Origin of the sequence: Streptomyces sp. NPDC012474 (genome assembly GCF_042955185.1) — a bacterium.
GTDB classification, from domain to species: Bacteria; Actinomycetota; Actinomycetes; order Streptomycetales; family Streptomycetaceae; genus Streptomyces; species Streptomyces cahuitamycinicus.
The window spans coordinates 1-26,625 of the sequence record NZ_JBIBEP010000011.1 but is presented as its reverse complement, the minus strand read 5'-3'; the positions used below and the strand labels follow the sequence as shown (position 1 = coordinate 26,625).

Here is a 26,625-nt window from a genome sequence, read left to right as displayed (position 1 = left end):
GCTGCCCGCGGCCGCTCGCCAGGGTCGCCGCCGGCAGCCCCGTCCCGTCGGATCGCTCGTCCATAGGCCGTGCATCGCCTGTCGCCCCCCTCACAGTCCGAAGTGTCCATCCCCGGCGCCGGAACGGTGCCCGGCGCTGCCCCTGTCGGGACGATACACCAGTCTCGTCACTCAGGGACATAGGTTCTCTACGCTCCGTGACGATCAACAGATATATGAGTACCCACCGCACCCGAAGGATTGCGGACGGTACTCGAAGGTCTTTTCAGCGGGTTGATGCACCCGTCGTGAGGATCACGTTGCGGAGCGGCTCCCGGTTCACATAACGGTTCAACTGGTCCACCAGGAGCCGCTTGGCGCGCGGAAGGAACGCGGAGGTGGGTCCGCCGACGTGCGGGCTGATGAGTACCCCCGGCGCACGCCACAAGGGGTGTTCGCGCGCCAGCGGCTCCGGGTCGGTGACGTCGAGGGCGGCGGTGATGCGGCCGCTCTCGAGTTCGGCGAGCAGGGCCTTGGTGTCGACGACGGGTCCGCGGGCGACGTTGACGAGGAGCGCGCCGTCCTTCATCCGGGACAGGAAGTCGGCTCCGGCCAGGCCACGGGTGGTCTCGGTGAGCGGCGTGGACAGGATGACGACGTCCGCCTCCGGCAGCAGCGCGGGGAGTTCGGTGAGCGGATGCACCGGACCGCGCGCCGTGGTGCGCTCGGAGCGCGCGACGCGCGCCACCCGCGCCACCTCGAACGGAACGAGCCGGTCCTCGATGGCCTCGCCGATCGAGCCGTATCCCACGATGAGGACGTTCTTGTCGGCGAGGGCGGGCCGGAATCCGCCGAGCCACTCCCCCCGGTCCTGTGCGCGCACGAAGTCGGGGATCCCGCGCAGCGAGGCCAGGATCAGCGCGAGGGTGAGCTCACCGGTACTGGCCTCGTGCACCCCGCGCGCATTGCACAGCCGCACGCCCGCGGGCAGGTGCCCGAGCCCCGGCTGAACGTGGTCGATCCCGGCGGAGAGGGTCTGCACGACCTGGACGTTGGCCATCCGCCCCATGGGACGCACGCACAGCGGGCTGGGCTTCATGTAGGGGACGACGTAGAAGGCGCAGTCGGCCGGGTCCGCGGGGAAGTCCTCCCCGCCGTTCCAGAAGCGGTAGTCCGGACCCTCGGGGAGTCCGTCGATCTCCTCCGGCGGGATGGGCAGCCACACGTCAGCAGTCATGCTCTGGAGGCTATGTCAGGAGCCTGCGACGGCAGAGGTTAGGTTGGGGTGGCTCGAACAGGGAGGGTCACGACCAGGTGGAGCGCAGGACGATCGGCGCGGCGGCGCTCGCGGTGGGGGCCGTCGGACTCGGGTGCATGCCGATGAGCTGGGCCTACAGCGCGTCGAGGCGGCGCGGCGACGAGTCGCTCAGGGCGGTGCACCGGGCACTCGACCTGGGCGCGTCCCTGCTGGACACGGCCGACATGTACGGCCCCTTCACCAACGAGTTGCTGGTGGGGCGGGCGTTGAAGGAGCGACGGTCCGACGCGTTCGTGTCGACGAAGGTCGGGCTGCTCGTGGGCGACCAGCACATCGTCGCCAACGGCCGCCCCGGGTACGTGAAGCGGGCCTGCGACGCGTCGCTGCGGCGGCTGCAGACGGACGTCATCGACCTCTACCAGCTGCACCGGGCCGACCCCGAGGTGCCGGTCGAGGAGACCTGGGGCGCGATGGCGGACCTCGTCCAGGCCGGGAAGGTACGGGCGTTGGGCCTGTGCGCGGTGGGGGCGCGGGCCGGCCGCCGCGCGGGGGCCCGGCTGCACGACGGAACGATTCGGCAGCTGGAGCGGGTGCAGCAGGTCTTCCCGGTGAGCGCGGTGCAGGCGGAGCTGTCGGTGTGGTCGCCCGAGGCGCTGGAGACCCTGCTGCCCTGGTGCCGGACGCGGGGCGTCGGTTTCCTCGCCGCGATGCCGCTGGGCAACGGCTTCCTGACCGGCCGGCTGCGGCCCGGCGCGGGCTTCGAGGCGGACGACCCGCGCGCCCGGCACCCCCGCTTCACGGCCGAGATGATGGCCGCGAACCAGCCGGTCGTCGCGGGCCTGCGCCGCGTGGCCCGCCGGCACGGCACGGACGTCACACCCGCCCAGGTCGCCCTCGCGTGGGTGCTGGCCCAGGGCCCGCACGTGGTCCCCGTCCCGGGTACGAAGCAGGAGCGCTGGGTCACGGAGAACACGGCCGCGGCGGCGCTGCGCCTGACCCCCGACGATCTCGCGGAGATAGGGCAGCTGCCTCCCGCCCAGGGGTCGTGGGACTGAGGGGTCCTCGCGCCATGAGCGTCCGATCAGGCCGCGCGACCCGGACGGGCGTGGTGAAAGGACCCCTTGGGGCGAGGTGCGTTTCGGGCAAACCCCGTGTTCCTGGTCCGGCGTTCCGTGATCGGGAACCTGGGAGCCGCGAGCGGTGTATGACAGGGAGAGGACCTGCCCCGTCGAAGGGACCATGATCGTGCCACGTCGAGCCGTCCCGACCGTGCTGGCCGCCGCCGCGCTCCTGCTGACGGCCGGTTGCTCCTCCGACGGCGGAGGTTCGTCCGGCAAGGACGAGAGCGCCTCCCCGGGCCGTACGGCGCCGGGGTCCTCCGCGCCGCCGCGGCAGGCCGGCGGGGAGACACCGCCCGCCCAGGGCTCGGTGACGGTGGTGCGCACCGTCGCCGAGGGCTTGGAGTCACCCTGGGGGCTCGCTCCGCTGCCGGGCGGCGGCCTGCTGGTCGCCTCCCGGGACGAGGGGACGATCGTCCGGGTCGACGAGAAGACCGGCAAGAAGACCGAACTGGGCGAGGTGCCGGGGGTCTCGGCGGCCGGCGAGGGCGGCCTCCTCGGGATCGCCCTGTCCCCCGACTACGCCTCGGACCACATGGTCTACGCGTACTTCACCTCGGCCTCCGACAACCGCATCGTCCGCATGATCTACGACGAGCAGAAGCCCTCCGGCGAGCAGCTCGGAGCGCCCGACACGGTCTTCCGGGGCATCCCCAAGGGCTTCATCCACAACGGCGGCCGCATCGAGTTCGGGCCGGACAAGATGCTCTACGTGGGCACGGGCGAGAGCGGCGACACCGGCCTGTCCCAGGACAAGGACTCCGTGGGCGGCAAGATCCTCCGTCTGACCCCGGAGGGCGAGCCCGCGCCGGGCAACCCCTTCCCGGACTCGCCGGTGTACTCCTACGGCCACCGCAATGTGCAGGGCCTCGCCTGGGACGGCAAGCAGCGCCTGTTCGCCTCGGAGTTCGGCCAGGACACCTGGGACGAGCTCAACGCGATCAAGCCGGGCGACAACTACGGCTGGCCGGAGGCCGAGGGCCGGTCCGACGACGGGGAGTTCCACAACCCGGTCGACCAGTGGACCACGGCCGAGGCCTCGCCCAGCGGCATCGCCTACGCCGAGGGGTCGGTCTGGATGGCGGGCCTGCGCGGCAAGCGGCTGTGGCGCGTCCCGCTCAACGGCACCGAGGCCTCGGCCGAGCCGCAGGCCTTCTTGGACGGCGAGTACGGCCGGCTGCGCACGGTGGTGCCGGCGGGCGGCGACCGGCTGTGGCTGGTGACCAGCAACACGGACGGCCGGGGCAACCCGGAGGACGCGGACGACCGGATCCTGGAGCTGCGGGTGAAGTAGTGACCGCGTCCCGGCCTAGTTCCCCGGGTTCTCCGCCTCCTCGTCGGACGGGCGTACGACGACCTTCCCGGACGTGAGGTCTATCGGCCCGCGTCCGGGGTCGCCGTCCCCGACGTCCTCACGGGTCAGTTCCAGGCGGTTCTGCTCGTCGCGGGTGTGCTTGCGGCCAGGTGAGAACAGTTCCTCGAACATGTTGAACACGGAGCCTCCCTGAGCCGCGGAGCCGCAACGTCCCTCCAGGGTATGCCTCAGCCGGCCGGACCGGGCATGAGCAGCTCGGCCGGGAACAGTTCCAGCCGGTGCGCCACCGCCGCCGCCTCGCCCCGTCCGGAGACGCCGAGTTTGCCCAGGATGTTGGAGACGTGGACGCTCGCGGTCTTCGGCGAGATGAACAGCTGTTCCGCGATGCGGCGGTTGGTGTGGCCGGCGGCGACCAGGCGCAGTACGTCCCGTTCCCGGCTGGTGAGGCCCAGGGCCTCGGCGGGGTCGGCGGGCGCGGGGCCGGTCGCCACGGCGGGCGCGAGCGGGAGGCGGGCGCGCCGGCCGAGCGTGGTGGCGGCGTCGGCGAGCGGCCGTGCGCCGAGGTGGCGGGCGGCGGCGTGGGTGAGGCGGAGCAGTTCCGCGGCGCGATCGCGCTCGTCCTCGCCGCCGCCCGCCAGCAGGGACTCGGCCAGGCGGTACCGGACGCGGGCGAGGTCGTAGGGCCGGCCCAGGGGTTCGAAGGCGGTGACCACCTCCGACCAGATGTCCGGGGTGCTCCGGTCCTCGGCGCGGTGGAGTTCGGCGCGGACCCACTGTTCGTGGGCGTACCAGACGGGGGCGTGGGTGGTGAGGCGCTTGACGGCGGAGAAGATGCCGTCCAGTACCTGCTCGCGGCCGTCGCGGGCGGCGGGCAGGGCCCGGGCGTCGGCCTCGGCGGTGGCCGCGTGGAGCAGCAGCGGCCAGGCGTAGCGCTGGGTGCCGAGCGGGAAGCCGGACTCCAGGGTGCGGGCCAGTTCGGCTCGGGCGTCGGCCAGGCGTCCCTCGGCGGCGGCGACGGCGACGGTGAGGCAGGAGACCGGCAGGTCGTGCTGTGGCATGGGGTCGTGCGGGCCGTAGGAGGCGCGGGCCTCGGCGAGGTGGCGGGCGGCCTCGGCCACCTCGCCGCGGGCGAGCGCGAGGAAGGCCAGGCTGTTGGCGCCGGACCCGTACGGAGCGGCCCTCCGACCCAGCTGCTGGGCGCTGACGGCCGCCTTCGCGGCCTCGTCCCAGCGGCCCAGGGAGATGAGCGACTCGGCGAGATTGCCCTGGACCCAGCCCTCGGACTCGGCCAGTCCCATCCTGCGGGTGAGCCGCAGGCCCTCGCGCAGGATGTCCACGGACTCCTCGGAGCGCCCGATGCCTTCCAGGCTGGAGGGGAGGTTCACATGGCTGCGGCCCACGACGACCGCGAGGCCACGGGCCACGACCTCCTCCCTGACCTCGTACATGTGGGCCAGCCCGGCCTCGATCTGCCCGGCCTCGACCATGAGCCCGCCGAGGGTGAGCCGGGCGTTCGACTCGATCTCGTCGGCGCCCACCATGCGCGCGTACTCGACGGCCCGCTCGGCGGCCGTCAGGGTGTCGGGGCCGGGCTCGCGGAGCATGGACCAGTGTGCGGCCGTGGCCAGAACCTCGGCGTGCACCTCGGACGGTGGCAGGCCGCGGACCAGGTCCTGCGCGGTGGCGATCTCCTTCCAGCCGTCGCCCCGGGCGAGCCGCTGCACCAGCCGGGAGCGCTGGATCCAGAACCAGGCGGCGCGCTGGGGGTCCCCCCAGCCCGATCGCGGTCGGGAGCTCGAGGGAGGGTCGTCCTCGTCCCGCAGCAGGCGCAGTGCCCGCTTGGTGATCTTCAGGGCGCGTTCGCGCTCCCCGCAGAGCCGTCCGGCGACGGCCGCCTCGGCCAGCAGGTCCAGGTAGCGCAGGGCGGTGGTGGCCGGGTCACAGCCGCAGGGAGGGTAGACCTCGGTGTAGTCGACGGGGCGCAGGGTCCGGCGTACGGCGTCGGGAGCGGAGTCCCACAGTTCCATCGCCCGTTCCAGGAGCCGCAGCTGCTCGGCGTAGGCGTGGCGGCGACGGGCCGCGACGGAGGCTTCGAGGACGGCGGGCAGGGCCTTGGCGGCGTCGTGGGCGTGGTACCAGTAGCTGGCCAGGCGCGTCGCCCGCTCGTCGGCGGGGACGAGGGACGGGTCGCTCTCCAGGGCCTCGGCGTAGCGGCGGTTGAGGCGGGAGCGTTCGCCGGGGAGCAGGTCGTCGCTGACGGCCTCGCGGACCAGGGAGTGGCGGAAGCGGTAGCCGTCGTCGCCGGGCGCGGGGGCGAGGATGCCGGCGTTCACGGCGGACCGCAGGGCCTCGATGAGGTCGTCCTCGGCGAGCCGGGCGACGGCGGCCAGCAGCCGGTGCTCGACGGTGGAGCCGCCCTCGGCGACGATCCGGGAGACCTGCTGGGCCGCCTCCGGCAGTCCCTCGACACGGACCAGCAGCAGATCGCGCAGGGAGTCGGTCAGGCCCGCCCGGCAGCCCTCGTGGGCGGCGACGGCGAGTTCCTCGACGAAGAAGGCGTTGCCGTCGGAGCGTTCGAAGATCGCGTCGACCCGGTCCGGCTCGGGTTCCCGGGCGAGGATCCCGGCGATCTGCCGGCCCACCTCGTCGCGGTTGAAGCGGGCGAGTTCGAGGCGGCGGATCGTGCGGAGCCGGTCGAGTTCGGCGAGCAGCGGCCTGAGCGGGTGGCGGCGGTGGATGTCGTCGGAGCGGTAGGTGGCGAGGACGACGAGGCGGCCGGTGCGCAGGGTGCGGAAGAGGTAGGAGAGCAGATGGCGGGTGGAGGCGTCGGCCCAGTGCAGGTCCTCCAGAGCGAGGACGACGGTGTGCTCGGCTGTGACGCGCTCCAGCAGGCGGGCGGTCAGCTCGAAGAGGCGGGCCATGCCGTCCTCGTCGTGCCGCCCGGCCCTCGACTCGCCCAGCTCGGGCAGCAGCCGGGCCAGTTCCTCCTCCTGGCCGGCGGCCGCGGCGGCCAGCTCGCCGGGCAGTTCGCGGCGCAGGGCGCGCAACGAGGTGGAGAAGGGAGCGAAGGGCAGTCCGTCGGCGCCGATCTCCACGCAGCCGCCGACTGCGACCACCGCCCCACGGGCGCGGGCGGCGGCGGCGAACTCCTCGACCAGGCGGGTCTTGCCGACTCCGGCCTCCCCGCCGATGAGCAGCGCCTGCGGCTCGCCCTCGCGGGCGCGCGCGAGCGCGTCGCGCAGCGTGCCCAGTTCCTCGGCACGGCCGACGAACACAGGGCTGACGGACTGGGTCTCCACGGCCCCGAGCATCGCACGCGGGTCCGACGGCGCGGCACCGGTTTTCCGCACAACGGCCGGACCAGCGGCCGTCGTTCCCGCGGGAACGACGGCCGTTGCCTCCCGGACGGCCACGGCCGGTCCCGCCCCGGCGTTCACGCGGTCCGGGCGAACCGTGGCCGCCGGAAACGGCGGCTATGGCTTTCGTGCTCGGCGTCCGTGTTCGCCTCGTGGCGGGCCGCGCGACGGGCCCGGGTCGCCTCGCGGACCAGGCGCTCGTGGTCGGCCCGGCGGATGAGGTCGGAGGTGCGCAGCTGCTGGAGTACGTACTCGTGCATGGTGTGTCCTTGAGGAGAGGCCGGTCACGGAGTGTTTCTCCGCGATGACCTCACTCTCGTCTCCCAGGCGGGGCCGCCACATCGGGAGAGTTCCGCATCTTCGGCGCCGGGAGGGGCCTTAGACGCGGCTGAGGGGCCTCAGGGGCTCCGTAAGGTGCTTACGGAACCGCCTGAGACCCCTCAGGATGCGCGGGCTCTCAGCTCGCGGACGGCAGTCCGAGCAGGACGCCGGTGTACTTGAGGACGGCCAGGAGCAGGCCGATGACGCCGAGCGCGACTCCCGCCCAGGCGACGGACTTGATCCAGGGGGCCTGGATCCTGCCCGGCGTGCCGAAGGCGGGCCGGGCGAGCGTCACGACGCCGACGACCAGCGCGATCAGCGCGAACAGGCCGCCCCACAGGGCAGTGGTCTGCCAGGCGTCGCCGTAGACCGCCTGGATCTGCTGGGCCACGCCCGCGTTCTGCGCGGTCTCCAGCTGGCCGACGAGGTTCTGGCGCGCTGAGGCGACGGTGCCGACCCAGCTGCCGGTGAGCGAGACGACGCCCAGTGCGGCGGAGACCACGGCGGCGGCGCCCTGGCCGACGCCGGAGGGGCTCTCCTCCTGGGTCAGCGTGTCCTCGGCCGCGGCCGGGACCTCGGTCTGGGGCACCTCGTCGGACTTGGTGGTGTCCACCGCCTTCTCGTCGGTCGTGGCCTGGGTGGCCTCGGTCTCGTCCACTGCGTTCGTTGCCATGTCTCGCACCGTAGGGTCGCTGTCTGAGAAGTCTCTTAATGATCGTTGTGAGCGGCACGCGGGCGTGCGGCTCTGTCAATGATCGTGGTGAGCGGCACGCGAGCGTGCGGCGCGCCACTCGGGCGCCAGCACCGACCAGACTTCGAGATCGTGCCGTAGGCCACCATAGGGGTGGGCCTGGCGCCGCACACCATCCCGGGTCATGCCGAGGCGCCGCGCCACGTTCAGGCTCGGCTGGTTGCCGGAGGCGGCGACCCATTCGACGCGGTGGATGCCGCGCTGCTCGACGGCCCAGTCGATGAGGACCCGCATCGCGCGCGTGACCAGACCCCGGCCCGTTCCGGCCGGCTCCAGCCAGCAGCCGACCTCGCAGTTCCCTGCCGCCGCGTCGAAGTTCAGGAACAGCACCCCGCCCACCAGCGTCCCCTCCAGCCACAGGCCGTGCAGGGAGCCGGTGTCGGCGGCACGCAGGGCGGCATAGTGCTGGAGCTTGGCCCGGGCCGAGAGCAGGTCCGTCTCGTTCGACCCGAACGGGATGTACTGCCCGATGAACTCGCGCCCTCGCTCCAGGTGCGCCAGGAACTCCCCGGCGTGCCAGGGTTCCAGGGGCCTCAGCTCGGCGTCGTCACCCAGGGATATCGCGTACATCCCGCTGCCGCTCCTCCTCCGCCAGGACGTCCGCCACCTCGGCGTCCGTCGCGGCGGCCAGCCTCTCATGGGCGGCACGGCTCTCGGGCGGCTCGATGCTGATGCGCGGCATGCGCTTGTCCAGCCAGCGGGGCAGCCACCAGTTGGCGCCGCCGAGCAGGTGCATCAGGGCCGGGACGAGGAGGGTGCGCAGGACGAAGGCGTCCAGGGCGACGGCGGCGGCCAGGGCGATGCCGAACATGGCGATCACCCGGTCGCCGCTGAGCACGAAGGCCAGGAAGACGGAGATCATGATGACCGCCGCCGAGTTGATCACCCGGCTGGTCTCGGCGAGGCCGACGCGCACGGCCCGCCGGTTGTCGCCGGTCTCCAGCCACTCCTCGTACATCCGGCTGACCAGGAAGACCTGGTAGTCCATGGAGAGGCCGAAGAGCACCGACACCATGATCACGGGCAGGAAGGGCTCGATGGGCCCCGCGCTGCCGAGGCCGAGCAGTTCGCTGCCCCAGCCCCACTGGAAGATCGCGACCACCACCCCGAAGGCCGATGCCACGGCGGCGACGTTCATCGCGGCGGCCTTCAGCGGGATGCCGACGGAGCGGAAGGCGAGCAGGAGGAGCAGACAGCCCAGACCGATGACGACCCCGACGAACACCGGCAGCTTGGAGACGATGACGTCGGCGAAGTCGTCGTAGCCGGCCGTCATGCCGCCCACCTGCACGTCGAGCGAGGTGCCCGACTCGGCGCGCGGCAGCACCTCGCCGCGGAGCCGGTCCACGAGGTCACTGGTGTCCTTCGACTGCGGGGAGGACTCCGGGACGACGCCGAGGTACGCGGTGTGGCCGCCGGAGTCGAACGTCACCGGGGTCACCGAGGCGACGCCGTCGGTGGCGCGGAGTGTGCCGTCGAGGTTGTCCAGGGCGAGCTTGTCGTCGGCTCCGTCGACCTTCGTCACCAGGGTGAGCGGGCCGTTCACACCGGGGCCGAAGCCGTCGGCCAGGAGGTCGTAGGCCTGGCGGGTGGTGGCGGTCTTCGGGCCGTTGCCCTGGTCGGAGGTGCCGAGGTGCAGGGAGAAGGTGGGCAGTGCGAGGACGGCCATGACAGCCAGGGCGACCACGCCCAGCACCTTGGGGTGGCGTTCCACGAAGGCCGACCAGCGGGCCGCGAAGCCGGTGGGCACCTCGGGTTGCGGCCCGTGCTCGGCGAGGCGGCGCCGCTCCCGGCGGCTGAGCGCGCGCATGCCTATGAAGGACAGCAGGGCGGGCAGCAGGGTCACGGAGGCGGCGACGGTGAGGATCACGGTGAGGCTGGCCGCTATGGCGACGCCGTTGAGGAAGCTCAGCCGGAGGATCAGCATGCCGAGCAGCGCGATGCAAACGGTGGCACCCGCGAAGACGACCGCCCGTCCCGTGGTCGCGACGGCGTTGGTGGCGGCCTCGGTGACGGACAGCCCGCGTTTCAGCCCGCGCCGGTGCCGGGTGACGATGAACAGGGCGTAATCGATGCCGACGCCGAGCCCGACGAGCATGCCCAGCATGGGGGCGAAGTCCGCGACGGTCATGGCGTGCCCGAGCAGCACGATCCCGGCGTAGGCGGTGCCGACGCCGACCAGGGCGGTGGCGATGGGCAGCAGGGATGCGGCGAGCGAGCCGAAGGCGAGGAACAGCACCAGCGCGGCGACGATCACGCCGACGATCTCGGCGAGGTGCCCGCCGGAGGACTCGGTGAGCGCGACGGCGCTGCCGCCCAGCTCCACCCGGAGTCCGTCGGTCTCGGCGCTCTTGGCGGTGTCGACGACGGCCCGCGCCTCGCCCTCCGCGATGTCCTCGGCCCGGTCGTCGAAGGTGACCGATGCGTACGCCGTGCGGCCGTCGTCGCTGATGCGGCCCGTGCCGGGTCCGTCGTAGGGGCCGGCGACCGAGGCCACCCCGGGGAGATCCTCGATCCGGTCCAGGGTGCGGGTCATCGTCTGTTCGACGTCGGCGGCGCGGACGCTGCCGGAGGCGGCGTGCCAGACGACGGTGTCGCTGTCCCCGCCGAGCTGCGGGAAGCCCTCGTGCAGCAACTCGGAGGCGCGGCCCGACTCGGTGCCGGGGACCTGGTAGTCGTTCGAGTACGTGGTGCCGGCGACGGCGGCGACGGCGGCGACCCCGGCGAACGCGAGGAGCCACAGCAGGACGCTGAGCAGACGGCGCTGGACACACCAGCGTGCGAGGGCTGCCACGAAACGTGCTCCCGGAGTTGCCTTGTGTGGATCTTTGGCCGGGAACAGTCGTACATGAACTGAACAGCCAGCAAAGAACGCATGAGCAATGCGCTGCCACTCTTACAAACCGACGAGATCATTTGTCGGTTTCGTGGGCTTATTCACAGCGGCCGGAATCAGTCGAACTGGTCCCCCAGCGCCATCACCATCACGCCCGCGATCAGCAGCCAGAGCGCGCGCCGGGTACGGCCGCGCGAGCCCAGCACGGCGGCGGCAGCGCAGACGGCGGCCCCGCCGGCGTACGCGGCCGGGACGAGAGCCGGCGCGGAGCGGGTGAGGCGGAGCAGCGCCGCGGCGAAGCCCGCCAGGGCCAGTGCGGCGCCGGTGCCCGCCGCGGTCCAGCGGGCCCGCCGCGCGTCTCCCTCGCCCTCTGCCGGGTCGTCGCCCTCCGCCGGGTCGTCGGCCTCCGCCGCGTCCCCGCGCTCCACCGCGTCCTCGCGCTCGTCCCGTCCGGCAGCCGCCTCCGAGTCCGCCATCTCTGGATCAGTGCCGGAATCAGCGCGTCCACTCATGGCCGAAACGGTAGCGCGCCGGGCGTCGAAAACCGGGTGCGGGGCCGAGGGCCGGCTGTTAACGTCCGCTGGTCCGAGGAATGCCCGCGGCCTCCCGCCGCCCGGCCGAAGCAGGTGCATTGTTTGACGGTCCGACCGAGCTCCCACGCATCCCCTTTCTTCCTCAAGGACTCAAGGAGCCCGTCCACCGATGTCGGACATCACTTCCCGGACCCCGCACGACCCCCTCTCTGACCGTGTGAGCCACCCCGGCTACCCGCGCAGCAACGGCTACGACGCCCGCTGGACCATCGACAACCAGATGGGACCGCACGCGCTGTGGCTGCTGGAGTGGCTGGCCCCGGCTCTCGGACTCGACACCCTCGCCCCCGGCTCCCGCGTGCTCGACCTGGGCTGCGGCCGTGCCATGACGTCGGTCTTCCTCGCCAAGGAGTACGACGCTGCCGTCACCGCGGCCGACCTGTGGGTCAAGCCCGACGAGAACGCCGGGCGCATCGCCGAGGCGGGTGTCGCCGACCGGGTCCTGCCCGTGCTCGCCGAGGCGCACGACCTGCCGTTCGGCGAGAACAGCTTCGACACGATCGTCTCGATCGACGCCTACCAGTACTTCGGCACCAACGACCTGTACCTGCCCGAGCTGACGCGACTGCTGAAGCCCGGCGGGCGGATCGGCGTCGTCGTACCGGCGCTGCGCGAGGAGATCGACGGCGTCGAGCCGCCGGAGCATCTCAAGCCGTACTGGGACCCCGGGTTCTGGTGCTTCCACACCGCCGCCTGGTGGCGCCGCCACTGGACCCGTAGCGGGGCCGTGGCGGTCGAGACGGCGGATTGGCTTCAGGACGGCTGGCGCGACTGGCTGCGCTGGTGCGAGGTCGTGGCCGACGAGAGCACGGACGAGTGGCACGTCCGGATGGCCGGGCAGTGCGCCGAGATGCTGCGCCTCGACCGGGGCGAGACACTCGGCTTCGTCCGGGTCGTCGGCCGCCGCCTCTGAGTGTCCGAGTGAATGACGAGGGGGGACGCACCGGGTCCGGCGCGTCCCCCCTCGTCGGGTCCACGAGAGGTCAGCCCTCGCTGACGCCCAGCTTCTCCAGGATCAGCTCCTTGACGCGTGCCGCGTCGGCCTGCCCCCGGGTCGCCTTCATGACCGCACCGACCAGCGCTCCGGCCGCGGCCACCTTGCCGCCACGGATCTTGTCCGCGACACCCGGGTTGCCGGCGATGGCCTCCTCGACGGCGGTGGTGAGCGCGCCCTCGTCGGAGACGACCTTCAGGCCGCGCTTGTCGACGACCTCGTCCGGGGTGCCTTCGCCCGCGAGGACGCCCTCGATGACCTGCCGGGCCAGCTTGTCGTTCAGGTCGCCCTTGGCGACGAGCTCGGTGACCCGGGCGACCTGCGCCGGTGTGATCGCCAGCTCGTCGAGCGCCTTGCCCGACTCGTTGGCGCTGCGGGCCAGCTCGCCCATCCACCACTTGCGAGCGGAGGCGGCGTCGGCCCCGGCCTCGATCGTGGCGACGATCGGCTCCAGCGCACCGGCGTTGAGGATCGCCTGCATGTCGGTGGCCGAGACGCCCCACTCCTCGCGGAGCCGGTTGCGGCGGACCAGCGGCAGCTCGGGCAGTGCGGCCCGGATCTCCTCGACCCACTCGCGGGACGGGGCCACCGGGACGAGGTCGGGCTCCGGGAAGTACCGGTAGTCCTCGGCCTCCTCCTTCACACGGCCCGAGGTCGTCGACCCCGTGTCCTCGTGGAAGTGCCGGGTCTCCTGGATGATCGTGCCGCCGGACGACAGCACGGCGGCGTGCCGCTGGATCTCGAAGCGGGCCGCGCGCTCCACGGACCGGAGCGAGTTGACGTTCTTCGTCTCCGAGCGGGTGCCGAACTTCTCGGTGCCGTGCGGGCGCAGCGACAGGTTCACGTCGCAGCGCATCTGGCCCATCTCCATGCGGGCCTCGGAGACGCCGAGCGCCTTGATGAGCTCGCGCAGCTCACGGACGTAGGCCCGCGCGACCTCGGGGGCTCGCTCGCCCGCGCCCTCGATCGGCTTGGTGACGATCTCGATGAGCGGGATACCGGCGCGGTTGTAGTCGAGCAGGGAGTGGGACGCGCCGTGGATGCGGCCGGTGGCGCCGCCGACGTGCGTCGACTTGCCGGTGTCCTCCTCCATGTGCGCGCGCTCGATCTCCACGCGGAAGGTTTCGCCGTCCTCCAGCTGCACGTCGAGGTAGCCGCTGAAGGCGATCGGCTCGTCGTACTGGGAGGTCTGGAAGTTCTTCGGCATGTCCGGATAGAAGTAGTTCTTCCGGGCGAAACGGCACCACTCGGCGATCTCGCAGTTCAGCGCGAGACCGATCTTGATGGCGGACTCGACGCCGGTCGCGTTGACGACCGGCAGCGCGCCGGGCAGGCCGAGGCAGACCGGGCAGGTCTGCGTGTTGGCGTCCTGGCCGAGGGCGGTCGAACAACCGCAGAACATCTTGGTCTTGGTGCCGAGTTCGACATGGACCTCAAGGCCCATGACGGGGTCGTACGACGCGAGTGCTTCCTCGTACGACGCCAGGTCGGTCGTGGTGGTCACGGTGAACTTCCCTCTCAGCCCAGCAGAACGTCGTCGTCGCCCAGCTGCTTCAGCTCGCGATAGAGAATGGCCAGGTTGGTGACGACCGCGGCTCCGGTCACGACGGCGTCGAGCAGCCGCAGCGTGTCGTTGTCTCCGCGGGCCTTCTTGATCTGCTTGTAGACACCGACGGCGCCGAACGCCGACGTGGCCATCGAGATGTACAGACCGGACTTGGACTTCTTGAAGCCCTTGGCCTTGGACAGTGCGCTCACAGCGACGGAGCCTCCTCGATCAGCGGGTGGCCCCACTTTTCCACGAAGGCGGCCTCGACGGCCGCACCCACCTTGTACAGGCGGTCGTCCTTCATGACGGGGGCGATGATCTGCAGGCCGACCGGGAGGTTGTCCTCCGGGGCGAGGCCGCACGGCAGCGACATGGCCGCGTTGCCCGCCAGGTTGGTCGGGATGGTGCACAGGTCGGCGAGGTACATCGCCATCGGGTCGTCGGCGCGCTCGCCGATCGCGAAGGCGGTGGTCGGGGTCGTCGGCGAGACGATCACGTCGACCTGCTCGAACGCCTTGTCGAAGTCCTGCTTGATGAGCGTGCGGACCTTCTGGGCGCTGCCGTAGTACGCGTCGTAGTAGCCGGAGCTGAGCGCGTAGGTGCCGAGCATGATGCGGCGCTTGACCTCGGGCCCGAAGCCGGCCTCGCGGGTGAGGGAGGTGACCTCCTCGGCGGAGTGCGTGCCGTCGTCGCCGGTCCGCCGGCCGTAGCGCAGGCCGTCGAAGCGGGCGAGGTTGGAGGAGCACTCGGACGGGGCGATCAGGTAGTACGCCGAGAGCGCCAGGTCGAAGGACGGGCAGTCCAGCTCGACGATCTCGGCGCCCAGCTCCTTGAGCAGCTCGACGGACTCGTCGAACCGCTGGATGACGCCGGCCTGGTAGCCCTCGCCGCGGAACTGCTTGACGACGCCGACGCGCATGCCCTGGACCGAGCCGTTGCGGGCGGCCTCGACGACCGCCGGGACGGGCTCGTCGATGGACGTGGAGTCGAGCGGGTCGTGCCCGGCGATGACCTCGTGCAGCAGCGCCGCGTCCAGGACCGTACGGGCGCAGGGCCCGCCCTGGTCGAGGGAGCTGGAGAAGGCGACCATGCCGAACCGGGAGACCCCGCCGTACGTCGGCTTCACACCGACCGTGCCGGTGACGGCGGCGGGCTGGCGGATGGAGCCGCCGGTGTCCGTGCCGATCGCGAGCGGGGCCTGGAAGGAGGCCAGCGCGGCGGACGAACCGCCGCCGGAACCGCCGGGGATCTTCGTCAGGTCCCAGGGGTTGCCGGTCGGGCCGTAGGCGCTGTTCTCGGTGGAGGACCCCATGGCGAACTCGTCCATGTTGGTCTTGCCGAGGATGACGACGTCGGCGGCCTTGAGCCGCCGGGTGACGGTCGCGTCGTACGGCGGGATCCAGCCCTCGAGGATCTTCGATCCGACGGTCGTGGGCACGCCCTCGGTGGTGAAGATGTCCTTCAGCGCCAGGGGCACGCCGGCCAGCGGGCCGAGCTTCTCGCCGCGCTCGCGCTTCTCGTCCACGGCACGGGCCTGGGCGAGGGCGCCCTCGCGGTCGACGTGCAGGAAGGCGTGCACCTTCTCGTCGACGGCCTCGATGCGGGCGAGGTGGGCCTCGGTGACCTGCACCGCGGTGAGTTCGCCGGAGGCGATCTTCGCGGCGGTCTCGGCGGCGGTGAGCTTGATGCAGTATTCGACGTTCTTGGCCGTCATGACTTCTAGTCCTCCCCCAGGATCTGCGGCACCTTGAAACGCTGCTGCTCCTGGGCAGGGGCGCCGGAGAGCGCCTGCTCGGGGGTGAGCGACGGACGGACCTCGTCCACGCGCATGACGTTCGTCAGCGGGAGCGGGTGTGAGGTCGGCGGTACGTCTTGGTCGGCGACCTCACTGACGCGGGCGACCGCGCCGATGATGTCGTCCAGCTGTCCCGCGAAGTGGTCGAGCTCTTCGGGCTTCAGCTCCAGACGCGCCAGCCGGGCGAGGTGGGCGACCTCCTCGCGCGTGATGCCAGGCATGCAGCGATCCTCAGGGGTGAGTGAATGTGGTGTGGCCCAATCCTATGGGGCCGGAGACCGTGCCCGTGAAACGGTTTGCCGCCCCGGAGGCTCATGGGGGCGCGCTCAGACCGCGAAGAGCAGTCCGGCAGTGATCAGGATGACGACCGCGGTGGCGAAGTGAATCCCGAAGGCCACCGCCCTCGCACCGCCGTGGCGCAGCACTATCAGCGTGTCGCCGAGGGGTATGAGCGCCACGGCCAGCATGAACCAGGCCTCGGCCCGGGCCCCCGCGAAGGCGAGCAGTGCCAGACCGACCAGCCCGAGGGTTCCGTCCCGCAGGCCCTTGATCGTCAGATAGGCGCCGGCGTCGCCGCCGGGGTCGGCCGGAACGCCGTAACCGGCGGCGGAGGGGCCGGGCTGAAACAGGAACCGGTAGCCGAGGATCAGGCAGAACAGGTTGAGCACCACGGCCAGGGTGTACGCGGTGACGGTCATGTCCTTCTCCGTTTCTAGCAGCGCTAGGGACAAGAGCGAAGCTAGCAGAGCGTCGACAGGAATGCTAGCGATGCTAGAATCACGCCATGACGATCCAGACGCGCCGGGAGCGCGAACGAGCGGAACGCGAGCGGCTGATCGTGACGGCCGCGCGGGAACTGGCCGAGGCGGAGGGCTGGGACGCGGTGACCACGCGGCGGCTCGCCGACGAGATCGAGTACAGCCAGCCGGTCCTCTACAGCCACTTCAAGGGCAAGGGCGCGATCATGGCGGCGGTGGCGGTGCAGGGCTGCGAGGAGCTCGCCGAGGAGCTGCGGGCGGCGCGCACGGCGGCCGGGAGCTCCCGCGAGGCGCTGGCGGCCGTGGGCCGCGCGTACACCGCCTTCGCCCGGCGGCGGCCCGCGCTCTACGACGTGATCTTCACGCTCGCCGTGGACCTGCCCTTCGCCACCCCCGAGGCGCCGGCGGCCCTCCAGGACGCCTTCGGCGAGCTGTTGCAGGCCGTCCGGCCGATCGCGGCCGAGGGTGAGGACATGGGAGCGCTGACGGAGACGTACTGGGCCGGGCTGCACGGGCTGGTGACCCTGATGCGCAGTGGCCGGCTGCCCGAGGAAGCGCACGATCGACGGCTGGCGCTCCTGATCAGCCACTTCGTGCCCCAGGGCACGGACTGAGCGCCCGTCCGGATCACCTCCTGCAGGAAGGGCGAGCGGGGCGGGCGGTACAGGCGAACAGGGCGAGCGGAACAGCGGACGGGCAGGTCACTCGTCGGCCGTCGCAGCGGGGAGCGCTGCGCGCGGGCGCTGCCACCCCCGGGGGCCCCGCGCCCGCAGCCAGGCCGTGGTCTCGTCCGGAGGCATCGCCGCCGCGACCAGCCAGCCCTGGACCGCGTCGCAGCCGAGGTCGCGCAGGCGTTCCCAGGTCTCGTCGTCCTCGACGCCCTCGGCGACGACGAGCAGACCGAGGGAGTGTGCCAGATCGACCGTGCAGCGCACGATCTCGGCGTCCTCCGTGTCGACCGCGAGGCGCGCCACGAACGAACGGTCGATCTTGAGCTCGCTGACCGGGAGCCGGCGCAGGTGCACCAGCGAGGAGTAGCCCGTGCCGAAGTCGTCGAGGGACATCTTCACGCCGTGCGCGGTCAGCTGGTTGAGGGTGTCGGCGGCGCGCTGCGGGTCCTCCAGGAGGACGTGCTCGGTGATCTCCAGTTGGAGCGCTCCCGCCGGGACTCCGTGCCGGGCCAGCCGGGCGGCGACGGAGCCTGCGAAGCCGGGGGTGTGCACGTCGCGCGGGGAGACGTTCACCGCGACCGGGACGAACAGGCCCTGTTCCCGCCAGCGCGCGACCTGGCCCAGCGCGGTTTCCAGCACGTACTCGGTGAGGTGGGGCATCAGGCCCGAGGACTCGGCGATCGCTATGAACTCGTCCGGCGGGACCTTGCCCCGCTCGGGGTGCACCCAGCGGACCAGCGCCTCCAGGCCCGCGACCTGCCCGTCGAAGCGGACCTTGGGCTGGTAGTGCAGATGCACCTCGCGCGCGTCGAGGGCGCGGCGCAGATCGCCCAGCAGGCCGAGACGGTCGGGGGTGTTGGAGTCGCGCTTGGACTCGTAGACCTCGACGCCGGTGCGGTCCCGCTTCGCCTGGTACATCGCCACGTCCGCCCGCCGCAGCAGCCCTTCGGCGTCCAGGGCGTGGTCGGGGAAGACGGCGACTCCGGCGCTGGCCTCCAGGACGAGGGTGAGGCCGTCGAGGTCGAGGGGGGAACTGAGGGCGGCGACGAGGTTGCGGGCGATCCGGGTCGCGGACGTCGTGGAGTCGGCCACCGGCAGTAAGACGGCGAACTCGTCACCGCCGAGCCGGGCGGCCTCCGCCCCGCGCGGCAGCGCCACCCGCAGCCGGTCGGCGATCTGCAGCAGCAGCCGGTCACCGGCGAGATGACCGAGCGTGTCGTTGACCGACCGGAACCGGTCGAGGTCGATCAGCATCAGCGCGGCGCGGGCGTCGATCCGCTCCGCGTCGTCCAGGGCGGTCCAGATGCGCTCAAGCAGCCACTGGCGGTTGGGCAGCCCCGTCAGCGGGTCGCGCAGCTGCTCCTCGGCTCGGGCCCGGGCTATCCACAGGGTGGAGTCCAGGGCGATCAGCGGGATGGAGAACAGCGGCAGCAGGATCGGCTTGGCCACGGCGACCACGCAGACCAGCGGCGCGATGCCGAGCAGCGCGACGGCGACCAGCCCCTGTCTGACCAGGGCGGTGCGGGCGACGGTGGGCAGCCCGGGGCGCGGCGCGTGCAGGTACCAGAGCAGGACGCGGGTGACCATCAGGTAGGCGACGGCGACCAGGGCCACCTGGGGTGCCGTGGCGAGCGTCCACGCGGCGGGATCCGCCGGGGTCTCGACGGACGGCACGGTGGTGAAGAGGCCCAGCACGAGCGCGCCGGCGCCGATGCCGAGGAGGTCGACGGCGCCGTGCAGCACTCCCTGGCGCCAGCGGTTGCGGCGGGCCACGCCCACCAGCACGACGACGGTGAGGCTGACCATGCCGGCCGGAACCCAGCCGTAGAGCAGCAGCACGGCGAGGGTGAGGGCGGCGCCCGAGCCGGTACCGCCCCACCAGCGGGAGCGGCCCAGCATGACCAGGTGACCGACGATGGTGCCGGTCAGCACGGCCAGCGCCCAGCCGGAAGTGCCCGACGGGAAGAGCGCGTGGCCGCCGGTGAAGGCACGGTAGAAGCCGGCGCCCAGGACGAACCCGGCCGCCGCGACGACTGCGGCGGGCAGCGCGGGCCAGGACTGGTGCCGCTCGCCGTCCGGGTCGTCCGCACCGGCCAGTGCGGGCGGGCGTTCGGTGATCGGCTGTGCGCCGGGGCCGTCCGCGGCGCGCCCCCCGTCACCTCGCCTGTCCGGGGTGTACTGTCCGACGGCGCGCGCCTCCGCTCCCGGACGCCCCGCCGGCCGTACGGCCCCACGGACTGCACGCCACGCGACCGCCACACGGCGCAGCCGCGAGACCGGCACGGCGCTCTCGGTCGGTTCCATTCCCGTCCCTCTCACAGCCGGCGGTACCCACGCCCCGCGGCCCAGTGCCCGACATCCCTCAACGGCCCGCGCCCGAAAACCGTTCCCCGCGCTCTGTGCGAGCACGAAGATGCCCCGACCGCGGTTGGGCACGGCAGGCGCACATCTCAACAGTAGGCCGCAGAAGGCTTCCACGGGCAGCGGTCGCCGACGGTTGCCCGAATGGGCCCCGGCCACCCGTATGCATCTGGTATGCGCCGAACGGGTGGCCTTCAACCGCTACTCCTCGGCCGAAAGGGCGACTTCGGCCGCGGCTTGTGGTCCCTGCTCCAGCAGGACGCCGAAACCGTCCTCGTTCAGGACCGGAACCTTCAGCTGCATCGCCTTGTCGTACTTCGATCCGGGACTGTCCCCCACGACGACGAACGACGTCTTCTTCGAAACCGAGCCGGTCACCTTCGCTCCACGGCTCTGCAGCGCCTCCTTGGCGCCGTCCCGGGTGAAGTGTTCGAGGGTGCCGGTGACGACGACGGTGAGCCCTTCGAGCGGGCGCGGCCCCTCGTCCTCGCCGGTGCTCTCCTCCTCCATGCGGACGCCGGCGGCCTTCCACTTGCGGATGATGTCGCGGTGCCAGTCCTCGGCGAACCACTGCTTGAGGGAGGCGGCGATGGTCGGTCCGACGCCCTCGGTGACCGCCAGTTCCTCCTCACTGGCCTGGTCGATCCGCTCGATCGAGCGGAACTCGCGGGCCAGCGCCTCGGCCGCGACGGGTCCGACATGACGGATCGACAGGCTGGTGATGACGCGGGCCAGGGGGCGCTCCTTGGCCGCCGCGATGTTCTCCAGCATGGCGACCGCGTTCTTGCGGGGCTCGCCCTGCTGGTTCGCGAAGATCGTGGCGACCTTCTCCTCGCCGGTCTTCGGATCGCGCTTGGGCAGCCCGCTGTCCGGGTCGAGGACGTACGCCTTGATCGGCAACAGCTGCTCGATGGTGAGGTCGAACAGGTCGCCCTCGTCGACCAGCGGCGGGTCCTTCGGCTCCAACGGCGCGGTGAGGGCCGCCGCCGCCACATAGCCGAAGTGCTCGATGTCCAGCGCCTTGCGGCCCGCGAGGTAGAACAAGCGCTCGCGCAACTGGGCCGGGCAGGTGCGGGCGTTGGGGCAGCGCAGGTCGACGTCGCCCTCCTTCATCGGCCGCAGCGGCGTGTCGCACTCGGGGCATTCGCCGGGCATGACGAACTCCCGCTCGGTGCCGTCGCGCAGGTCGGCGACGGGGCCGAGGATCTCCGGGATGACGTCACCGGCCTTGCGCAGCACGACCGTGTCCCCGATGAGGACGCCCTTGGCCTTGACCACGTCCTGGTTGTGCAGCGTGGCGAACTCGACCTCGGAGCCCGCGACCGTGACGGGCTCGACCTGGGCGTAGGGGGTGACGCGGCCGGTGCGGCCCACGCCCACCCGGATGTTGACGAGCTTGGTGTTGACCTCCTCCGGCGCGTACTTGTACGCGATCGCCCAGCGCGGGGCACGCGAGGTGGAGCCGAGTCGGCCCTGGAGGGGGATCTGGTCGAGCTTGACGACCACGCCGTCGATCTCGTGTTCCACGGAGTGGCGGTTCTCGCCGAAGTAGGCGATGAACTCCCGTACGCCTTCCAGGCCGTCGACCACCTTGTTGTGCCGGGAGGTGGGCAGACCCCAGGTCTTGAGCAGGTCGTAGGCCTGGGAGAGGCGGGTGAGGCCGGTGAAGCCCTCCAGGGCGCCGATGCCGTGGACCACCATGTGCAGCGGGCGGGTGGCGGTGACGCGCGGGTCCTTCTGGCGCAGTGAACCGGCGGCCGCGTTGCGCGGGTTGGCGAAGGGCTTGTCTCCGGCCTCGACGAGGCGGGCGTTGAGCGCCTGGAACTTCTCCATCGGGAAGTAGACCTCGCCGCGGATCTCCACGAGGTCGGGGACGGAGTCGCCCTTGAGGCGGTCGGGGATCTCGGCGATCGTGCGCACGTTGGGCGTGATGTCCTCACCGGTGCGGCCGTCGCCGCGGGTGGCGGCGCGGGTGAGGCGGCCGTGCTCGTAGGTGAGGTTCACCGCGAGCCCGTCGACCTTGAGCTCGCACAGGAAGTGGTACTCCTGCTCACCCAGTTCCCTGGCGATGCGCTCCGTCCAGGCGGCCATCTCCTCGTCGTTGAACGTGTTGTCGAGGGAGAGCATGCGCTGGTGGTGCCGGACCGCCGTGAACTCGGTCTCGTAGGCCCCGGAGACCTTCTGGGTCGGCGAGTCCGGCGTGCGCAGCTCGGGGTGCTCCTCCTCCAGCGCCTCCAGGGAACGCAGCAGCTGGTCGAACTCCGCGTCGCTGACGACGGGAGCGTCGTTCACGTAGTAGCGGAAGCGGTGCTCCTCGATCTGCTCCGCGAGGCGCGCGTGCTTCTCCCGTGCCTCTGCGGGCACCGTCGTCGTCTCCGCTTGCTTGTCGCCGGCCACCGTGTCGTCCTCCCGTTACTCTGGGTTGTCCGCGAGGGATCTCGCCGCCCGGGCGCAGTGCGCGAGAGCCGTACGCGCGTACCCCGGGGAGGCCCCCGCGAGTCCGCACGCCGGGGTGACCGTGACCGCCTCCGCGAGAAGCCCCGGAGACAGCCCCAGCCTGCGCCACAGCGTCCTGACACCCATGACGCTACCGGCAGGGTCTGACAATGGGCCCTCCGTGCCCGGGACGACACCGGTGAAGAGCCGGGTCCCGCCCTCCACCGCTTCCCCGATCGTTTCGTCGTCACGTTCGGTGAGCAAGGAGAAGTCGAAGGAGACGGCCGCCGCGCCGGCCCGGCGGAGCAGGGCGAACGGCACGTCGGGGGCGCAGGAGTGGACCACGACCGGGCCGGCCGTGTGCGTCCCGGCGAGGTCGCGCAGCGTCTGCTCGACGACCTGCCGGTCGACGGCCCGGTGGGTGCGGTAGCCGCTGGCGCTCTTGACCTGCCCGCGCAGGACGGCGGTGAGGGACGGCTCGTCGAGCTGGAGGACGATCTGCGCGCCGGGGATCCGCCGCTGCACCTCGGCGAGGTGCAGACGCAGTCCCTCGGCGAGGGAGGCGGCGAGGTCGCGGCAGGCTCCGGGGTCGGAGAGGGCGGCCTCACCGCCCCGCAGCTCCAGGTTGGCCGCGAGGGTCCAGGGGCCGACCGCCTGGACCTTGAGCGGGCCCTCGTAGTCCTGCGTGAACTCCTCCAGGGCGTCGAGGTCCTCGCCGAGCCAGGAACGGGCCCGCTTGGTGTCGCGCCCCGGCCGGTCCCCGAGCCGCCAGCCGCTGGGCTCCACGCGCGCGTACAGCTCGACGAGCATCCCGGCGGTCCGCCCGATCATGTCCGCGCCGGGGCCCCGGGCGGGCAGTTCGGGCAGGAAGGGGAAGTCCTCGAAGGTGCCGGTGACGGTCTTGGCGGCCTCACGGGCGTCGCCGCCCGGCATGGATCCCACGCCGGTGGCCGTGCCGAACCTGAACTGGCTGTTTTCGCTCACCCCAGAAGCCTACGCAGCGTCTTGAGCGGGGTCAGCCTCCAGGGCGCACGGTCAGGTCGTTGACCTCGGCGTCCCGCGGCAGGTCCAGGGCCATGACGATCGTCGTGGCGACCGACTCCGGGTCGATCCAACGCGAAGCGTCGTACTCCTTGCCCTCCTGCTGGTGCACCTTGGCCTGCATGGGGCTGGCCGTGCGGCCGGGGTAGACCGAGGTGACGCGGACCCCGGCGGCGTGCTCCTCGTGGCGCAGGGAGTCGGCGAGGGCCTTCAGGCCGTGCTTGGAGGCTGCGTACGCGGACCAGCCGGCGTGGGCGTTGAGGCCGGCGCCGGAGTTGACGAAGAGCACGTGGCCGCGGGCGGCGCGCAGTTGGGGCAGGAAGTGGCGGGTCAGCTCGGCGGGGGCGATCAGGTTGACGTTGAGCTGGTGGCGCCACGCCTTCGGGGTGAGCTCGCCGACCGGGCCGAGGTCGACCACGCCGGCGATGTGCAGCAGCGAGTCCACGCGGTCCGGCAGCGACTGGTGGGAGAAGGCCCAGGAGAGCCGGTCGGGGTCGGCGAGGTCGCCGACCAGGGTCCGCGCTCCGGGGAACTCGGCCGCGAGCTCCTTGGCGCGGCCCGCGTCGCGCGCGTGCAGCACGAGGTCGTCCCCGCGCGCGTGCAGACGGCGGGCCACGGCCGCGCCGATGCCGGAGCCGGCTCCGGTGATCACATGAGTAGCCATGTCCGCCATGCTCGCATCAGAGCCGGATCACTCGATGCCCCGGCTCTCCTCCAGGTACGCCAGCGCCCCGACCGGCTCCTCGGCGAAGAACACCAGGTCGGTCAGGGGACGGGGCAGGAAGCCCTCGGCGTCCATGCGGCGGAACTGCTCCTTCAGGCCGTCGTAGAAGCCCGCGGTGTTGAGCAGGACCACCGGCTTGTCGGTGTGCCCGTGCTTCTTCAGCTCCAGGATCTCGGTCGCCTCGTCGAGCGTGCCCGTGCCGCCGACCATGATCACCACGGCGTCGGCCCTCTCCAGGAGCAGCCTCTTGCGCTCGGCGAGGTCCTTGGCGACGACCATCTCGTCGACGCCCGGGCGGGCCTTGGCCGCGAGGAACTGCACGGAGACACCGGCCAGCCGGCCGCCCGCCTCCTGCACCCCGTCGGCGACCACCTTCATGAGGCCGACGTCGGAGCCGCCCCACACGAGCGTGTGGCCGCCCTTGCCCAGCAGCTCGGCGAACTCCCGCGCGGGGCGGGTGTAGCGCTCGTCGAGGTCGGCGGCGGACAGGAAGACACAGATGTTCATGGGCCCACCGTACGGGCCCGGTCCGCCGTGGCGGTCACCCGCATTTTGGACTGCCGATGGGGCAGGCGTTCCCAGTCGTCCATGAACCGGGCGTCCAGGCCGTGCCGCGCGGCGAGTTCGGTGAGGGTCCGCGTCCGGTAGTAGAAGTCCTCGTGCAGGACCTGGTGTTCCTCGCCCTCGGTGCGGTCGAAGGTGAAGTCGAAGAAGCCGCCGGGCGCGAGGATCCGCCCGACGTGGGCGAAGCACTCCTCGATGACGTGCGGCGGCGAGTGCGAGAAGACGCTGTGCGCGTGTACGACATCGAAGTGGGCGTCCGGCAGGAAGGCGAAGGTGAGGTCGCCGGCGAGTGCCAGGTAGGGCAGTTTGGGCTGGAGCTTCTCGGCCACCAGGGTGTCCTGGGCGGCGAGCAGGATGTGCGGCGAGATGTCGATGCCGTAGTAGTTCCCGGTGTCGAGGTGGTCGATGAACAGCCGCCCGGCGCGCAGGTTGCCGCAGCCGATCTCCAGCATGCGGTGGTGCGGCTGGAGGCCGTGGCCCGTCAGGTAGTCGAACTGCATGCGCCCGATCCGAGCCCACTGCTCGCGTGAGGGGTTGTGCCCCACCGCCGCCTCGGCGCTGCGGGCCGAGTCCGAGGCCATCACGGCCCGGTAGTACGCGATGTGGTCGGGATGGCGCAGCCTCAGCCATGCGTCGCGCACCGCACGCCGGGCGTGCGCGGGCACCCGCTTCGGGTGGTTCAGGGCGTACCGGACCTGGTGAAGCAGGCGGGAGCGGTCTCCGGCAGCCGGTTCCTTGGCGCGCATGGGGGCCTCCTGCGGCGAGGGAAGAACTCCGCTTCAGCCTGCGCTGTACGGGAGGAGTCGGCTACCCGAGGAGGGGCGATCGTGACCAGAGGGCATCGCATCACCGTCGAGCGCAGCGACCGGCACGTGCGCGTGGTGCACGGCGGGCAGGTGCTGGCGGAGAGCGACCGGTCGTTGGTGCTGCGCGAGACGGGCTGTCCCGAGCGGTACTACATCCCGCGTGAGGACGTGCGGCTGGACCTGCTGACGCCGTCCGGCGCGCAGACGTACTGCCCGTTCAAGGGCACCGCCTCCTACTGGTCGCTGCCGGACGCGGCGGACCTCGTCTGGGCGTATCCGGACCCCGAGCCGGACGTCGCCGAGATCAAGGACCACCTGTGCTTCTACGAGGTGGAAGTGTTCTGATCGGCTGACGCGCCGCCCGCCTCACCGATGAACACCGCGCCGTGCGGCAGTCTGCATGAGCATGGACAAGAAGATCCTTTCGCGCGACGGCACCCGCATCGCCTACGAGAGCACCGGACGCGGTCCCGCGGTGATTCTGGTGAGCGGCGCGATGTCGACGGGCGGCACTCTGGCGCCGCTGGCCGTGTCGCTCGCGGAGCGTTTCCAGGCCGTCGTGTACGACCGCCGGGGCCGCGGCGCCAGCGCGGACACCGCGCCGTACGCCGTGGAGCGTGAGATCGAGGACCTGGCCGCGGTGATCGAGGCGGTGGGCGGCGAGGCACTCCTGTACGGCATCTCCTCGGGCGGGGCACTGGCCCTGGAGGCGGCGGCCGGCGGACTGCCGGTGCGGCGCGTGGCCGTCTACGAGACGCCGTTCGCGATGTCCGAGGAGGGCGCCAGAGAGCGTGCGCAGTACACCGAGCGGCTGACGGAGGCGCTCGGCGAGGGGCGGCGCGGGGACGCGGTCGAACTGTTCCTGCGGCTGACCGGCCTGGCCGAGGGGGTGATCCAGGGCGCCCGCCAGTCCCCCATGTGGCCCGGGATGGAGGCGATGGCCCTGAGTCTCGCCTACGACGACGCCGTCATGGGCGACGGCCGGGTCCCCCGCTCCCGGCTGGGCTCCGTGGGCGTGCCCGTCCTGGCGGTCGCGGGCGACGCGAGCCCCGCCTGGCTGCGCGAGGCGGCCAAGGCGATCGCGGACTCCGTCCCCGAGGGCACGTACCGCACGCTCCAGGGGCAGACGCACATGGTCGAGCCGAACGTGCTGGCGCCGGTGCTGACGGAGTTCTTCAGCCGGGACTGACGGAGTTCTTCGGCCGGGACCGACGGGGTGCTTGGGCCGGGACCGAGACGGGCGGCACGGGGGCACGCGCGCGTGGAGCCCGCCCCCGGCTGCCGCGGCGGTTCAGGCCACGCCGGCCGTCTCCCGGGTCGTCGCCGTGATCGTCGCCGAGCCCACCACGCGCGTGCCGTCGTACAGCACGATCGCCTGGCCGGGGGCGACGCCGCGGAC

Annotated in this window: 26 protein-coding genes; 6 read left to right on the top strand and 20 right to left on the bottom strand. The window is 72.0% G+C overall.

Annotated features, from left to right (window positions below; genetic code table 11):
• Positions 1–265: 265 nt before the first annotated feature.
• Positions 266–1,216: an NAD(P)-dependent oxidoreductase gene (locus ACFY9S_RS23550; protein WP_391131671.1), complete on the bottom strand. Its 951-nt coding sequence runs from the start codon at positions 1,214–1,216 to the stop codon at positions 266–268.
• Positions 1,217–1,293: 77 nt separating this feature from the next.
• Here ACFY9S_RS23550 and ACFY9S_RS23545 point away from each other — a divergent pair, with 77 nt between their 5' ends.
• Entirely contained in the window at positions 1,294–2,292 is a 999-nt protein-coding gene (locus ACFY9S_RS23545) for an aldo/keto reductase (RefSeq protein WP_391131669.1), read from the top strand.
• 184 nt (positions 2,293–2,476) lie between these two features.
• Positions 2,477–3,649 (top strand): PQQ-dependent sugar dehydrogenase, encoded by a 1,173-nt coding sequence (locus ACFY9S_RS23540; protein ID WP_391131667.1) that lies wholly within the window; start codon positions 2,477–2,479, stop codon positions 3,647–3,649.
• Positions 3,650–3,664: 15 nt separating this feature from the next.
• On the opposite strand, the gene ACFY9S_RS23535 is transcribed toward ACFY9S_RS23540, so the two are convergent.
• The 7 genes from ACFY9S_RS23535 to ACFY9S_RS23505 form a co-directional block, all read right to left on the bottom strand.
• The gene (locus tag ACFY9S_RS23535) at positions 3,665–3,850 is read right to left on the bottom strand and encodes a DUF6191 domain-containing protein (protein WP_391131665.1); all 186 of its coding nucleotides are present in this window, start codon (positions 3,848–3,850) and stop codon (positions 3,665–3,667) included.
• 47 nt (positions 3,851–3,897) lie between these two features.
• The gene (locus tag ACFY9S_RS23530; RefSeq protein ID WP_391131663.1) at positions 3,898–6,981 is read right to left on the bottom strand and encodes an AAA family ATPase; all 3,084 of its coding nucleotides are present in this window, start codon (positions 6,979–6,981) and stop codon (positions 3,898–3,900) included.
• 122 nt (positions 6,982–7,103) lie between these two features.
• The gene (locus ACFY9S_RS23525) at positions 7,104–7,286 is read right to left on the bottom strand and encodes a hypothetical protein (protein ID WP_391131661.1); all 183 of its coding nucleotides are present in this window, start codon (positions 7,284–7,286) and stop codon (positions 7,104–7,106) included.
• A gap of 197 nt (positions 7,287–7,483) precedes the next feature.
• Positions 7,484–8,020, bottom strand: coding sequence for a hypothetical protein (locus ACFY9S_RS23520; protein WP_391131660.1), 537 nt, complete (start codon positions 8,018–8,020; stop codon positions 7,484–7,486).
• A gap of 75 nt (positions 8,021–8,095) precedes the next feature.
• Positions 8,096–8,668 (bottom strand): GNAT family N-acetyltransferase, encoded by a 573-nt coding sequence (locus tag ACFY9S_RS23515; RefSeq protein WP_391131658.1) that lies wholly within the window; start codon positions 8,666–8,668, stop codon positions 8,096–8,098.
• On the bottom strand, positions 8,646–10,892 hold the full coding sequence (locus ACFY9S_RS23510; RefSeq protein WP_391131656.1) for an MMPL family transporter: 2,247 nt from the start codon (positions 10,890–10,892) through the stop codon (positions 8,646–8,648). Before ACFY9S_RS23510 ends, ACFY9S_RS23515 begins: the two co-directional genes overlap by 23 nt.
• A gap of 158 nt (positions 10,893–11,050) precedes the next feature.
• The gene (locus ACFY9S_RS23505) at positions 11,051–11,446 is read right to left on the bottom strand and encodes a hypothetical protein (protein ID WP_391131654.1); all 396 of its coding nucleotides are present in this window, start codon (positions 11,444–11,446) and stop codon (positions 11,051–11,053) included.
• A 190-nt stretch (positions 11,447–11,636) separates the two neighbouring features.
• Here ACFY9S_RS23505 and ACFY9S_RS23500 point away from each other — a divergent pair, with 190 nt between their 5' ends.
• Entirely contained in the window at positions 11,637–12,440 is an 804-nt protein-coding gene (locus ACFY9S_RS23500) for a methyltransferase domain-containing protein (protein WP_391131652.1), read from the top strand.
• A 70-nt stretch (positions 12,441–12,510) separates the two neighbouring features.
• On the opposite strand, the gene gatB is transcribed toward ACFY9S_RS23500, so the two are convergent.
• The 5 genes from gatB to ACFY9S_RS23475 form a co-directional block, all read right to left on the bottom strand.
• Positions 12,511–14,025 (bottom strand): Asp-tRNA(Asn)/Glu-tRNA(Gln) amidotransferase subunit GatB, encoded by a 1,515-nt coding sequence (gene gatB, locus ACFY9S_RS23495; protein ID WP_391131650.1) that lies wholly within the window; start codon positions 14,023–14,025, stop codon positions 12,511–12,513.
• A 14-nt stretch (positions 14,026–14,039) separates the two neighbouring features.
• Positions 14,040–14,279, bottom strand: a complete 240-nt coding sequence (locus ACFY9S_RS23490) for a hypothetical protein (protein WP_030851407.1) — start codon at positions 14,277–14,279, stop codon at positions 14,040–14,042.
• Complete coding sequence (gene gatA, locus ACFY9S_RS23485; protein ID WP_391131648.1) at positions 14,276–15,784, bottom strand: Asp-tRNA(Asn)/Glu-tRNA(Gln) amidotransferase subunit GatA; 1,509 nt, start codon at positions 15,782–15,784, stop codon at positions 14,276–14,278. Before gatA ends, ACFY9S_RS23490 begins: the two co-directional genes overlap by 4 nt.
• 5 nt (positions 15,785–15,789) lie before the next feature.
• Positions 15,790–16,086: an Asp-tRNA(Asn)/Glu-tRNA(Gln) amidotransferase subunit GatC gene (gene gatC / locus ACFY9S_RS23480; RefSeq protein WP_095936815.1), complete on the bottom strand. Its 297-nt coding sequence runs from the start codon at positions 16,084–16,086 to the stop codon at positions 15,790–15,792.
• A 105-nt stretch (positions 16,087–16,191) separates the two neighbouring features.
• Positions 16,192–16,563, bottom strand: a complete 372-nt coding sequence (locus ACFY9S_RS23475) for a DUF4267 domain-containing protein (protein WP_391131646.1) — start codon at positions 16,561–16,563, stop codon at positions 16,192–16,194.
• Positions 16,564–16,649: 86 nt separating this feature from the next.
• Here ACFY9S_RS23475 and ACFY9S_RS23470 point away from each other — a divergent pair, with 86 nt between their 5' ends.
• Positions 16,650–17,237 carry a WHG domain-containing protein gene (locus ACFY9S_RS23470; RefSeq protein ID WP_391131645.1) on the top strand — a complete coding sequence of 196 codons (588 nt, stop codon included), beginning with the start codon at positions 16,650–16,652 and terminating at the stop codon, positions 17,235–17,237.
• Between the two features lie 87 nt (positions 17,238–17,324).
• Here ACFY9S_RS23470 and ACFY9S_RS23465 read toward each other — a convergent pair whose 3' ends face one another.
• The 6 genes from ACFY9S_RS23465 to ACFY9S_RS23440 all read right to left on the bottom strand — a co-directional run bounded on the left by ACFY9S_RS23465 (position 17,325) and on the right by ACFY9S_RS23440 (position 25,166).
• Positions 17,325–19,598, bottom strand: a complete 2,274-nt coding sequence (locus tag ACFY9S_RS23465) for an EAL domain-containing protein (RefSeq protein ID WP_391131643.1) — start codon at positions 19,596–19,598, stop codon at positions 17,325–17,327.
• 258 nt (positions 19,599–19,856) lie between these two features.
• The gene (gene ligA, locus ACFY9S_RS23460; RefSeq protein WP_391131641.1) at positions 19,857–22,052 is read right to left on the bottom strand and encodes an NAD-dependent DNA ligase LigA; all 2,196 of its coding nucleotides are present in this window, start codon (positions 22,050–22,052) and stop codon (positions 19,857–19,859) included.
• Positions 22,053–22,067: 15 nt separating this feature from the next.
• Positions 22,068–23,075 (bottom strand): methionine synthase, encoded by a 1,008-nt coding sequence (locus ACFY9S_RS23455; RefSeq protein WP_391131639.1) that lies wholly within the window; start codon positions 23,073–23,075, stop codon positions 22,068–22,070.
• A gap of 31 nt (positions 23,076–23,106) precedes the next feature.
• Positions 23,107–23,805, bottom strand: a complete 699-nt coding sequence (locus ACFY9S_RS23450; protein WP_391131637.1) for an SDR family oxidoreductase — start codon at positions 23,803–23,805, stop codon at positions 23,107–23,109.
• Positions 23,806–23,823: 18 nt separating this feature from the next.
• Positions 23,824–24,363 (bottom strand): TIGR00730 family Rossman fold protein, encoded by a 540-nt coding sequence (locus tag ACFY9S_RS23445; protein WP_142159241.1) that lies wholly within the window; start codon positions 24,361–24,363, stop codon positions 23,824–23,826.
• Positions 24,360–25,166 carry a methyltransferase gene (locus ACFY9S_RS23440; protein WP_391131635.1) on the bottom strand — a complete coding sequence of 269 codons (807 nt, stop codon included), beginning with the start codon at positions 25,164–25,166 and terminating at the stop codon, positions 24,360–24,362. The genes ACFY9S_RS23445 and ACFY9S_RS23440 overlap by 4 nt, the downstream gene beginning before the upstream one ends.
• A gap of 81 nt (positions 25,167–25,247) precedes the next feature.
• Here ACFY9S_RS23440 and ACFY9S_RS23435 point away from each other — a divergent pair, with 81 nt between their 5' ends.
• Positions 25,248–25,571: a DUF427 domain-containing protein gene (locus tag ACFY9S_RS23435; RefSeq protein ID WP_391131633.1), complete on the top strand. Its 324-nt coding sequence runs from the start codon at positions 25,248–25,250 to the stop codon at positions 25,569–25,571.
• 61 nt (positions 25,572–25,632) lie between these two features.
• Positions 25,633–26,415 carry an alpha/beta fold hydrolase gene (locus tag ACFY9S_RS23430; protein ID WP_391131977.1) on the top strand — a complete coding sequence of 261 codons (783 nt, stop codon included), beginning with the start codon at positions 25,633–25,635 and terminating at the stop codon, positions 26,413–26,415.
• A 102-nt stretch (positions 26,416–26,517) separates the two neighbouring features.
• Here the strand turns inward: ACFY9S_RS23430 and ACFY9S_RS23425 are convergent.
• Positions 26,518–26,625: aminomethyltransferase beta-barrel domain-containing protein (locus ACFY9S_RS23425; protein WP_391131975.1), on the bottom strand; the 108-nt coding region annotated here is incomplete at its 5' end.